Source organism: Neisseria sp. P0001.S005 (assembly GCF_051963715.1).
The window spans coordinates 1-10,853 of sequence record NZ_JBQCTZ010000120.1 but is presented as its reverse complement, the minus strand read 5'-3'; the positions used below and the strand labels follow the sequence as shown (position 1 = coordinate 10,853).

Sequence of the window (10,853 nt, the reverse complement as noted above, 5' to 3'; positions counted from 1 at the left end):
CGGTAATCTGTTTTTTAAAGAGCGAATCGAATTATACAGTACATTTAGCAAATGTCAACTAAAATTATCGAAAATTTTAACTAACTGTGTTATACTGTCTGCTTCGTTTTCTTCACCGCGTCAGCAGCGAAGAACCGAACTATACGCCTCACAACAAAACCAGTCAACACCCAATTTCAAAAAAATTAAAAATTTCTCACAACTATCTGTATTTAAATAATTTAAAATTTATTGAATTTTATCATTCAATAGATAAACCAGATACCCTAAGATAAATAGCCCTGTGGCTTTACTCTTAATTGCCACATTCAACACTCTACAACTCTATATTACTGGCGCTTTAGTCCCATCTACTCTTACAATCTCTACTTTCTCCAATAAAACAATCATAAATTCTAGAATAGCCCCTATTATGAGTAACGAAAAGATTCAACAAAAATTTGAACAAGCATATCACTCTTTTATCGAAGAGGAAAATTACGAGGAAGCGCTAAAACGTGCCGAGATTCTTTGCCTTCTCAACCCCCAATCTGCAGAATTTCATCATAAAGTTGCTTATGCCTATCTGAAGCAATTGAAATGGGAAAAAGCCATTGAGGCTGAAATGAAAACGCTAGAGCTGGATAGTACCTATATTCCTGCTTTGGATTTACTTGCACATGCTTATGACGCTCTAGATAATTGGGAAAAAACCGGGTTTTACGGTCATCAGGCTTTGGTTCTAAAAGATAAGGCTATTCCAGACCTAGAATATGAAATCATTCCGATACCGGCTCCAAAAAACGGCAAACGGATTATCTCCTTTTCTTTATTTGGCAATAATTCCAAATATATTGAACCTGCCGTCTTAAATACCCAGCTTGCGCCTGTGCTTTTCCCTGGTTGGACATGTCGTTTTTATGTCAACGATTCTGTATCGGCTGAAGCTATTCAACGATTTAGAAATAACGGAGCAGAAGTATTTTAAGGTTGGCACTCCATTGAACAACTGGCCGGGTACGATGTGGCGCTTTCTTGCCATTAATGATCCTGAGGTTGAATACGTTATTTTCCGTGATGCAGACTCTATTATTTGTTATCGTGATGCAGCGGCCGTATCCGAATGGATAAAAAGTGGCACCCTATTCCACACTATTCGCGACTCAGGCTCGCATACCGCCCTAATTCTTGCAGGTATGTGGGGCGCTAAAGCGGGTGCAGTCCCAGATATGCAGGAAAGGATTCAGAACTTTGTCGACGAGGGCTACCCTTCCAGACATTTTGCCGACCAAGATTTTCTAGAAAAAGAATTGTGGGCCTATATCCGTCAGAATCTGTTCGCACATGACAGATTATTTGATTTCTGTAATGCACACGAAATTCCCGGCGAGTTTTACCCTAACTATCAAATCGCTTTCAGCGAAGGGGTTACCAGCTTTAACGCAACGACTGATTGTGAAGACGGCAGCCTGGCAAAATGGACGCTGTACTCCAGTGCTTCGCCTTTGGTCAATCCGGACTACTCGCTCAATGTTGTTCCTGAATTTAAAGTCTGCAGTTATGTGACTGAAGTAAAAAACGGAGCGGTTTCAGCATTTTTGCCGAAGAGATATGGTAATGCGATTAAAGCAAAACTGGCCAGAATCAACATCGAACAAATATAATTTGATTTGATTCCTATATATCTCATTTAATGAACTCGTTATTTATGGGCAAACACATTCTCCTCGGCATTACCGGCGGTATTGCGGCGTATAAATCTTGCGAACTGGTCAGACTGCTGAAAAAGCAAGGATATTCTGTATCAGTGGTGATGACAGATTCTGCGACAGAATTTGTCTCCCCACTGACTTTCCAAGCTTTAACCGGCAATCCTGTTTTATCGGATACCTATTCAGGTGCTTCCAATAATGGCATGGCGCACATCAATCTGACGCGTGAAGCTGACGCATTTCTTATTGCACCTGCAACTGCCAATACAATTGCCAAAATTGCCAACGGATTGGCTGATAATCTACTGACCAACTTGGTAGCAGCCAGGAAATGCCCTTTGGCTGTTGCGCCTGCAATGAATGTCGAAATGTGGAACAACCCTGCCAATCTGCGCAATATTGAGCAGCTGGTTTCAGACGGCATTACCGTGTTTTACCCAAACAGCGGCGAACAGGCTTGCGGAGAAACAGGTACAGGCAGAATGGTCGAAGCGGTCGATCTGGCTGATTTGCTAGAGGATTTATGGACACCCAAGCTACTGAGCGGCAAAAAAGTTCTGATTACAGCCGGCGCAACGTTTGAAGCCATCGATCCTGTCCGCGGCATTACCAATATTTCCAGCGGACAAATGGGCATGGCTTTAGCGCGTGCGTGCCGTGCTGCCGGAGCGAAAGTCACGCTGATTTACGGTCAAATTCAGACGGCCTTGCCAGCTGGCTTGGCTCATTCCGAACAGGCTGTCAGCGCAGAAGCCATGTATCAGGCAGTTCATCGCCATATCCATAAACAAGATGTCTTTATCTCCGTCGCAGCCGTTGCAGACTACAAAGTCAAAAACAGCAGCAACGAGAAACTGAAGAAAAACAGCGATCAGCCTCCGGTTATCGAGCTGACAGAAAATCCGGATATTCTCGCATCCATAGCCGCCCTACCTTCCCCACCATTCTGCGTCGGCTTTGCAGCGGAAAGCCATCAAGTTTTGGAATTTGCACGGGCAAAACGTTTGCGCAAAAACGTACCGATGCTGGTGGCCAACCAAGTTTCCGTTTCCATGGGTAAGCCAACCAATCAAATCACCATTATTGATGACCTTGCCGAAACCTCCTTTCCGGAAACATCGAAACGCCAAGCCGCAGATGAAATCGTCAAACGCCTGGCTGAATTGTTGTCTTAATCAAACAGAAGGCCGTCTGAAAATTTTTCAGACGGCCTTCTGTTTGAATACATTAAATCACAAACCCAATTCGCGCAGGAAACGAATATCATCAGCCCAACCGGATTTCACTTTTACCCAAATCTTCAAGAAGACTTTGGTATCAAACAATTTTTCCATATCAAGGCGAGCTTCAGTAGAAATTTTCTTCAATTTCTCCCCACCCTTGCCAATCAAAATCGCCTTTTGGCTGTCTTTATCAACCAACACCGCGATATAAATGCGGAACAGTCCGCTTTCCTCTTCCTCAAACTGCTCCACTTCAACATTCATCGCATACGGCAGCTCTTCGCCCAAATAGCGGAACAATTTTTCGCGTACAATTTCCATCGCCAGGAATCGGCTGGATTTATCCGTCACCATATCTTCCGGATACATCGGGATACTTTCCGGCAGATACGGTTTGAGCAGTTCCAGCAGATTGGCAATACGCAGGCCATGTTTCGCGCTGACTGCCTCGCTGGCGGCAAACTCAAACTCTTGACGCACTTCATTGATAAACGCCTCAAGCGCAAATTTGTCTTTGGCTTTATCTTTGTCGATTTTATTGACCACCAATACCACAGGCGTATGCTTAGGCAACTGTTTCAACACCACGCGGTCGGCATCGGTAAAACGCATGGCTTCCACCACAAAAACCACCACGTCCACGCCGCTCAACGCTTCGGTTACGTTTTGATTAAGACGGTCGTTCAAGGCATTGCGGTGATTGGTTTGAAAACCCGGCGTATCGACAAACACAAATTGTGCCGTATCGTCGGTGTAAATACCGGTTACACGGTTGCGCGTGGTTTGTGCTTTTTTACTGGTAATACTGATTTTCTGACCGATTAAATGGTTCATCAGCGTAGATTTGCCGACATTCGGGCGACCCACGATGGCCACAAAGCCGCAACGATAATCCGTCGGGTGTTGCGACTCGTTTTGTAAAAAGGTCTCGATATCCATTTATATATGACTTTCTTGATTGTTTCAGACGGCCTTTGCATTTTCTCAAAGGCCGTCTGAAATATTATTTTTTAGCTTTTTTCAAAGGGAACTTCTGTTCCAACCACTCCAAGGCTTCACATGCCGCTTTTTGCTCGGCTACTTTCCGACTGCTGCCGCGTGCGTTACAGATGAAACCGAGTTCGCCCAAATCACAGGAAATCACAAACATCGCATCAGCCGTTTGCTCCGCCTGCTCTTCGATTCGGTATTTCGGCAGGGCAAAGCGGCGTGCCTGCAAGGCTTCCTGCAAAGCGGTTTTACTGTCTTTCTTGCCAATATTCAAATCCGCACGTTTCACGCGTTCCGCAAACAAATGGCGAACCACTTTTTCCGCCGCAGAAAAATCCGCGTCAAAACTGACCGCCGCAAACATTGCCTCCATCGCATCGGCCAAAATCGAAGGCCGTCTGAAACCGCCGCTCTTCAACTCGCCGGCACCCAAATACAAACCGTCGCCGACATTCATTTCCAACGCGATTTCAGCCAATACACCTTCATTCACCAAAGCCGCGCGCATCCGCGACAACTCGCCTTCCGACAATTTCGGAAAAGCGTCAAACAACATCCGCGCCACGGAATAGTTCAAAATCGAATCGCCGACAAATTCAAAACGCTCATTGTGTTTGGCATTGTAGCTGCGGTGGGTCAAAGCCTGCTGAAGCAGCTCCATATTGCGGAACTCATAGCCCAGACGCTTTTGAATCGCTCGATGCGCCTGCTGTTTGAGCAAATCAGGTTTCATTCCATACTTTCAAAAAACAGCCGGAAAGCACGCCTCATCCGCAGTGAAACAAAATAAAAAGGCTACACCGGCAACTTTTTTATTTTGGCTCATTGTTTCTTGCGTCCCTCAAGCCGATAAACAATCAAAAGCCGTCATGTTCAAACCTGACAGCACTTACCGATATTGTACCATCAAACCGCCCCTGCACACATCCGTGCGGAAAAGCAGCGAATCGTGTAAAATCATGCCAAATCATCTCTTTGTCAACTCCATGAACAAATTTGCCCAAGCATTGGCCGCAGCACTCGACCGCTGCATCGTTACCAACACCGTCGCCGAACAAGGCGAACCCGTCGGCTTCCTCTACCGCGAAGCCCCCGTATTTGAAAACGACAGCGGCTGGCGTATTTTCAGCGGCGACGAAACCGACGAATACACCGACAATCCCGACAACTTCAGCATTGTCAGCCTCTCCGCCATTACCGCAGACAATCCCGACATTGCCCCCCTACTGACTCAGGCAGAAGGCAGCGCGTGGGAATTGAACGAAGACGGCGAGTTCCAAGCCGTTGCCGATTGGCAGCCGCAAGAATAGCCCATCCCCATTTCGTTTCAGACGGCATTCCCTATAACAAGGCCGTCTGAAACCGAGCCGAATCCCTATTTCACATATATTGAAGGAATCATCATGAACATTATCGAACCACGCCTCGATGGCATCAACCTGCGCATCGGCATCGTTCAAGCCCGCTTTACCAACGAAATCGGCAGCGAAATGGTCAAAGTTTGCTGCCGCACCTTAAAAGAATTGGGCGTATCCGAAGACAATATCACGCTTGCCACCGTTCCCGGCGCGCTTGAAGTGCCTATCGCGCTGATGAACCTCGCTTCATCCGAACAATTCGATGCTCTGATTGCCATCGGCGTTGTCATTCGTGGCGAAACCTACCACTTTGAATTGGTATCCAATGAATCCGGCGCAGGTGTCAGCCGTGTTGCCCTTGACTACAACATCCCTATCGCCAACGCCATCCTGACGACTGAAAACGACGAACAAGCCGTTGCACGCATCGAAGAAAAAGCCTCCGATGCCGCCAAAGTTGCCGTAGAATGTGCCAACTTGGTCAACCATCTTTTGTCAGAACAATACGAAGACGACGAAGAATAAGCTTCTCCCCGTATTGAATACCGCATATTTTCAGACGGCCTCTCAATCATGATATTGAGGCCGTCTGAATCATTCAATATTCAGCCGACAACCATCGGCACTCTCTTCACAAGGAATACCCATGAAAAGCCCACGCCGCCGCGCACGCGAGCTTGCCGTACAAGCTATTTATCAAGCAGGCATCAACAAAACTGCCGCCCCCGAAATCGCCAAAAACATCCACGAACTGTCCCAAACATCCAATATGGATGAAGAGCTGTTCAACAAACTGTTTTTCGGCGCACAAACCCATGCTGAAGAATACATGGAAAAAATCAGCCCCCTGCTCGACCGCGACGAGAAAGACCTCAGTCCTATCGAACGCGCCGTTTTGCTGGTTGCCTGCCATGAGCTGAGCACCATGCCTGAGACCCCCTACCCTGTCATCATCAACGAAGCCATCGAAGTCACCAAAACTTTCGGCGGCACCGATGGCCATAAATTCGTTAACGGCATCCTCGACCAACTGGCTTCCCGCATCCGCCCTGACGAACCGCGCCGCAAAGGCTAAGATTGACTTCGCATCAGGTCGGGATTACCGATCTTTGCCCTGTTTAAGCTAATGTCCTTATACAGCCAAACCATCAAAAAGGCCGTCTGAAATTCAGACGGCCTTTTATCTTTCGATTTATTCTGATTTTGGCATTTCATAACCGGGACAGTTTTGCTTGTCGCTGCTTGCCCAGATGATACCGCTGTCGTTGTAATAAACGGTACAGGTTTCATTTGCGTTGGTTTCTTTGTTAGGCTCTGCCTTCAAAATATAACCTGAATCGGAAGGTTCACCTTCAAAACCAATATTAAAATATTGATTCTGCTGTAAATTTCCAGCAGGAAACCCTACAAATGTACTTTTTTGAGTGTAGTAGCGTTCGAGCTGTTGGGCGTTATGCAGCATCTGCGTGCGGACGGCGGCAAGGCGCGTTTGGCGGATATAGTTTTGATAAGACGGATATGCGATGGTAGCGAGAATGGCTGCAATCACAACGACTATCAGCAGCTCGATAAGCGTGAAGCCTTGTTGGTGTTTCATTGTATTTATGTCGTGAATAATTAGAATAAGACGTGAATATTATAGTAGTTTTCTTGCGGCTTAAATGTTCAGATTCGGAGGCAGTTTGGGAATTTATGTAAATGAGGTGCAAATTCTGAAAAATGTTTACTGCCCTTTATTTTTTATTTCAATAAGTTAAACTTCAATTTAAGCCGACCGTCTCTTGGTCGGACTTGGTCTTTACAGTAAAATCCAGTTGTTTTTTGTTTCTATCAATACATCTGTTGCTTGTCTGCGACGTTATTTTATTGAATTGGTTCTTTTTATATGTCTAAAGTTTTCAAGTGGGCGGCCGGTACGGCTGTTGTGGTAGCAGCGGCTTTCGGCGGCTGGTCTTTGATGAAGCCTGAGCCTCAGTCTTCTTTTATTACAGAAGTAGTCAAACGCGGCGATATCCGTCAAACCGTGTCGGCAACCGGCGAAATCTCGCCTTCCAATTTAGTATCCGTGGGCGCGGAAGCTTCAGGTCAGATTAAAAAACTATATGTGAAACTGGGCCAGCAAGTGAAAAAAGGCGATCTGATTGCAGAAATCAACTCAACCAATCAGATCAATACCTTAAATACCGAAAAATCCAAACTGGAAACCTATCAGGCAAAATTGGTTTCTGCCGAAATCGCGCTTTCCAGTGCAGAGAAAAAATATAAACGCGAACTTGCCTTATGGAAAGAACAGGCAACTTCCAAAGAAGACTTGGAATCTGCACAAGACTCTTTAGCCGCAGCCAAAGCGAATGTTGCCGAACTGAAAGCCTCCATCAAACAATCAAAAATCTCCATCAATACGGCCGAATCCGAACTGGGCCATACACGGATTACCGCCACCATGGACGGCACTGTAGTCGCCATTCCTGTTGAAGAAGGCCAATCCGTCAATGCGGCGCAATCTACGCCGACCATCATCCAACTGGCTAACTTGGAAACCATGCTCAACAAAATGCAGATTGCCGAAGGCGACATCACGAAAGTTAAAGCCGGTCAGGATATTTCGTTCACCATTTTGTCCGAGCCGGACACCCCGATTAAAGCGAAATTGGACAGCGTCGACCCCGGCCTGACCACCATGTCTTTGGGCAACTACACCAGCAGCACGGACACGACTTCCAATGCAATCTACTACTATGCCCGCGCCCTGGTGCCGAATAATGACGGCAAGCTCTCCATCGGCATGACCACTCAAAATACGATTGAAATCAACGGCGTGAAGAATGTCTTACTGGTACCGACACTGACTGTGAAAAAACATAACGGCAAATCATTTGTCAGCGTTTTGGGTACAGACAATAAAGCGGTAGAACGCGAAGTGACCGTCGGCCTGAAAGACAGCATGAATACCGAAATCAAAAGCGGCTTGAAGGAAGGCGAAAAAGTAATCATTTCTGAAATGAGCGCAGATGAAAAGAATAAGAGCAGCGAACGCGCGATGATGGGCGGCGGCCCTCCTCGCTGATTGATTAAGGCCGTCTGAAAGATTTGGCTGTGTTTCAGACGGCCTTAGTTCCTGTATTTCTATTTTTCGCCCGGAAAGATTATGAGTTTAATCGAATGTAAGAATATCAACCGTTTTTTCGGTAACGGTGAAAACCGTGTGCATGTATTGAAAGATGTCAGCCTTTCTATTGAGAAAGGCGACTTTGTGGCGATTATCGGCCAGTCCGGCTCAGGCAAATCAACGCTGATGAATATCTTGGGCTGTCTGGATACCGCCACTTCCGGCTCTTATCAAATCGACGGCATCGAAACATCGCAAATGCAGCCGGATGAACTGGCGGCTTTGCGCCGTGAGCGTTTCGGCTTTATTTTCCAGCGTTACAACCTGTTAAGCTCACTGACTGCCCGAGACAACGTCGCCCTGCCTGCCGTATATATGGGCATGGACAGTAAAGAGCGTGCGGAACGTGCGGAAAAACTGTTGGGCGATTTGGGTTTACAAAATAAAGAAGGCAACAAACCCAGCGAACTTTCCGGCGGTCAGCAACAACGCGTTTCGATTGCCCGCGCGTTGATGAACGGCGGCGAAATCATCTTTGCCGACGAGCCGACCGGCGCATTGGATACCGCCAGCGGTAAAAACGTGATGGAAATCATCCATAAGCTGCACGAAGACGGGCATACCGTGATTATGGTCACCCACGATCCGGGCATTGCGGCAAATGCAAACCGCGTCATCGAAATCCGCGACGGTCAGATTATTTCGGATACGTCTAAAAATCCCGATATCCCGCCAAGCAAAGTGGAGAGGATTAAAGAAAAAGCTTCCTGGTCGTTTTATTACGATCAATTTATGGAAGCATTTAAAATGTCGGTACAGGCGATTATGGCGCACAAGATGCGTTCGCTGCTGACCATGCTGGGGATTATCATCGGTATCGCCTCGGTGGTATCGGTAGTGGCATTGGGTAATGGCTCGCAACAAAAAATCTTGGAAGACATCAACTCGATGGGCACAAACACCATCAGCATCTTTCCCGGCCGTGGTTTTGGCGACCGCCGCAGCGGACGAATCAAGACACTGACGATTAATGACGCAAAAGCCATCAGCCAACAAAGCTACGTCGCCTCCGCCACCCCTCAAACCAACTCCGGCGGCACCTTGACCTACCGCAACACCGACCTGACTGCCTCGCTTTACGGCGTAGGCGAACAATATTTCGACGTGCGCGGTTTGAAATTGGAAGAAGGCCGTCTGTTTGATGATGACGATGTAAAAACCGATGCCCAAGTCGTCGTTATCGACCAAAACACCAAAACCAAACTCTTCGGCGAAGGCGTCGATCCTTTAGGCAAAACCATCCTTTTCAAAAAACGCCCGCTAACCGTCATCGGCATTATGAAAAAGGATGACAACTCGTTCGGCAATTCCGACTCGCTGATGCTTTGGTCGCCGTATACAACGGTCATGCACCAAATTACCGGCGAGAGCCATACCAACTCCATCGTTGTCAAAATCAAAGACGATGCCAACACGCAAGTTGCCGAAAAAAGCCTGACCGAGCTGCTGAAATCACGCCACGGTACAGAAGACTTCTTTATGAACAACAGCGACAGCATCAAAGAAATGGTTGAAAGCACAACCGGCACCATGACGCTGCTGATTTCTTCCATCGCGGTCATCTCTTTGGTGGTCGGCGGTATCGGCGTGATGAACATCATGCTGGTCTCCGTTACCGAGCGCACCAAAGAAATCGGCGTCCGCATGGCAATCGGCGCACGCCGCAACAATATTTTGCAACAGTTTCTGATTGAGGCCGTCTTAATCTGTATCATCGGCGGTTTGTCCGGCGTATTGTTGTCCGCAAGCATCAGCCTGGTGTTCAACTACTTTGTTACCGACTTCCCGATGAGCATTTCCATGACTTCCGTCATCGGCGCGGTGGTCTGCTCCACCGCCATCGGTGTCGCGTTCGGTTTTATGCCCGCCAACAAAGCTTCCAAGCTCAACCCGATTGATGCGCTGGCTCAGGATTGATTATGTTTCAGACGGCCTATTATCTTAGGGCCGTCTGAAATGCTTTTACCCGAAAGATTTTTATGAAGACGAAACCTTTTTCCCAAGCAGCCTTATCATTGGCTGTTGCCCTTGTCCTAAGTGCGTGCGCCGCACCTAAAGCCAATCCGAACCTGACACTGGAAGCAACCGGCCAAGTCATGAGCGCGGCGGAAACTGCCGAACGCTACGATGTAAACGGCAACTGGTGGGAAATCTACCAAAGCCCGCAGCTCAACGCCCTGATGGCGCAGGCTTTGGAAAACAATATCGATTTGAAACAGGCCGCCATCAGCGTCAATAAAGCCCTGTATCAGGCAAATATTTTGGGCGCGGATTTGGTGCCGTCGTTCAGCGGTTCTATGGGTGCGTCCACATCCAAAAACCTGAAAACCGGCAGCCACGGCAACACCTTCAGCAGCCAGCTTGGTTTGAGCTACGAATTGGATTTGTGGCGCAAACTCAGTGCCACTGCCGATGCGCAGGT

At 47.4% G+C, this 10,853-nt stretch carries 12 protein-coding genes; 9 read left to right on the top strand and 3 right to left on the bottom strand.

Going from position 1 to position 10,853, the window contains the following annotated elements; all coding sequences use genetic code 11:
• Positions 1-412: 412 nt before the first annotated feature.
• Genes ACTHSP_RS13485 through coaBC form a run of 3 tightly spaced genes read left to right on the top strand, consistent with a single transcriptional unit; the run spans position 413 to position 2,866 of the window.
• Positions 413-967 carry a tetratricopeptide repeat protein gene (locus tag ACTHSP_RS13485; RefSeq protein ID WP_241479526.1) on the top strand — a complete coding sequence of 185 codons (555 nt, stop codon included), beginning with the start codon at positions 413-415 and terminating at the stop codon, positions 965-967.
• Positions 900-1,643 (top strand): hypothetical protein, encoded by a 744-nt coding sequence (locus tag ACTHSP_RS13480; RefSeq protein ID WP_241479525.1) that lies wholly within the window; start codon positions 900-902, stop codon positions 1,641-1,643. Before ACTHSP_RS13485 ends, ACTHSP_RS13480 begins: the two co-directional genes overlap by 68 nt.
• Before the next feature lie 44 nt (positions 1,644-1,687).
• Positions 1,688-2,866, top strand: a complete 1,179-nt coding sequence (gene coaBC / locus ACTHSP_RS13475; RefSeq protein WP_440346266.1) for a bifunctional phosphopantothenoylcysteine decarboxylase/phosphopantothenate--cysteine ligase CoaBC — start codon at positions 1,688-1,690, stop codon at positions 2,864-2,866.
• Positions 2,867-2,923: 57 nt separating this feature from the next.
• Here coaBC and era read toward each other — a convergent pair whose 3' ends face one another.
• On the bottom strand, positions 2,924-3,853 hold the full coding sequence (era, locus tag ACTHSP_RS13470; RefSeq protein ID WP_036493257.1) for a GTPase Era: 930 nt from the start codon (positions 3,851-3,853) through the stop codon (positions 2,924-2,926).
• 64 nt (positions 3,854-3,917) lie between these two features.
• The gene (rnc, locus tag ACTHSP_RS13465) at positions 3,918-4,637 is read right to left on the bottom strand and encodes a ribonuclease III (protein ID WP_003683027.1); all 720 of its coding nucleotides are present in this window, start codon (positions 4,635-4,637) and stop codon (positions 3,918-3,920) included.
• Positions 4,638-4,890: 253 nt separating this feature from the next.
• On the opposite strand from rnc, the gene ACTHSP_RS13460 reads away from it, so the two are divergent.
• The 3 genes from ACTHSP_RS13460 (at position 4,891) to nusB (ending at position 6,337) form a co-directional block, all read left to right on the top strand.
• Positions 4,891-5,214 (top strand): DUF2185 domain-containing protein, encoded by a 324-nt coding sequence (locus ACTHSP_RS13460; RefSeq protein WP_003748560.1) that lies wholly within the window; start codon positions 4,891-4,893, stop codon positions 5,212-5,214.
• 93 nt (positions 5,215-5,307) lie between these two features.
• The gene (gene ribH / locus ACTHSP_RS13455; RefSeq protein WP_049350951.1) at positions 5,308-5,787 is read left to right on the top strand and encodes a 6,7-dimethyl-8-ribityllumazine synthase; all 480 of its coding nucleotides are present in this window, start codon (positions 5,308-5,310) and stop codon (positions 5,785-5,787) included.
• Positions 5,788-5,908: 121 nt separating this feature from the next.
• Positions 5,909-6,337 (top strand): transcription antitermination factor NusB, encoded by a 429-nt coding sequence (gene nusB / locus ACTHSP_RS13450; protein WP_049350952.1) that lies wholly within the window; start codon positions 5,909-5,911, stop codon positions 6,335-6,337.
• Between the two features lie 117 nt (positions 6,338-6,454).
• Here the strand turns inward: nusB and ACTHSP_RS13445 are convergent, their stop codons facing one another.
• Complete coding sequence (locus ACTHSP_RS13445; protein ID WP_049350953.1) at positions 6,455-6,859, bottom strand: type IV pilin protein; 405 nt, start codon at positions 6,857-6,859, stop codon at positions 6,455-6,457.
• A 288-nt stretch (positions 6,860-7,147) separates the two neighbouring features.
• Between ACTHSP_RS13445 and ACTHSP_RS13440 the strand changes: the two genes are divergently transcribed.
• From ACTHSP_RS13440 to ACTHSP_RS13430, 3 genes are all read left to right on the top strand, one after another.
• Entirely contained in the window at positions 7,148-8,329 is a 1,182-nt protein-coding gene (locus ACTHSP_RS13440) for an efflux RND transporter periplasmic adaptor subunit (RefSeq protein WP_049350954.1), read from the top strand.
• An 81-nt stretch (positions 8,330-8,410) separates the two neighbouring features.
• Complete coding sequence (locus ACTHSP_RS13435; protein WP_440346265.1) at positions 8,411-10,348, top strand: MacB family efflux pump subunit; 1,938 nt, start codon at positions 8,411-8,413, stop codon at positions 10,346-10,348.
• A gap of 62 nt (positions 10,349-10,410) precedes the next feature.
• The coding region (locus tag ACTHSP_RS13430; protein ID WP_440346264.1) for a TolC family protein at positions 10,411-10,853 on the top strand (443 nt) is incomplete at its 3' end.

What these genes read in the sequence shown, in the direction of transcription:
- ribH (WP_049350951.1), top strand. Translation starts at nt 5,308, where the DNA reads ATGAACATTATCGAACCACGCCTCGATGGCATCAACCTGCGCATCGGC.
- ACTHSP_RS13435 (WP_440346265.1), top strand. Translation starts at nt 8,411, where the DNA reads ATGAGTTTAATCGAATGTAAGAATATCAACCGTTTTTTCGGTAACGGT.
- nusB (WP_049350952.1), top strand. Translation starts at nt 5,909, where the DNA reads ATGAAAAGCCCACGCCGCCGCGCACGCGAGCTTGCCGTACAAGCTATT.
- ACTHSP_RS13440 (WP_049350954.1), top strand. Translation starts at nt 7,148, where the DNA reads ATGTCTAAAGTTTTCAAGTGGGCGGCCGGTACGGCTGTTGTGGTAGCA.
- ACTHSP_RS13460 (WP_003748560.1), top strand. Translation starts at nt 4,891, where the DNA reads ATGAACAAATTTGCCCAAGCATTGGCCGCAGCACTCGACCGCTGCATC.
- ACTHSP_RS13485 (WP_241479526.1), top strand. Translation starts at nt 413, where the DNA reads ATGAGTAACGAAAAGATTCAACAAAAATTTGAACAAGCATATCACTCT.
- rnc (WP_003683027.1), bottom strand. Translation starts at nt 4,637, where the DNA reads ATGAAACCTGATTTGCTCAAACAGCAGGCGCATCGAGCGATTCAAAAG.
- ACTHSP_RS13445 (WP_049350953.1), bottom strand. Translation starts at nt 6,859, where the DNA reads ATGAAACACCAACAAGGCTTCACGCTTATCGAGCTGCTGATAGTCGTT.
- ACTHSP_RS13480 (WP_241479525.1), top strand. Translation starts at nt 900, where the DNA reads ATGTCAACGATTCTGTATCGGCTGAAGCTATTCAACGATTTAGAAATA.
- era (WP_036493257.1), bottom strand. Translation starts at nt 3,853, where the DNA reads ATGGATATCGAGACCTTTTTACAAAACGAGTCGCAACACCCGACGGAT.
- coaBC (WP_440346266.1), top strand. Translation starts at nt 1,688, where the DNA reads ATGGGCAAACACATTCTCCTCGGCATTACCGGCGGTATTGCGGCGTAT.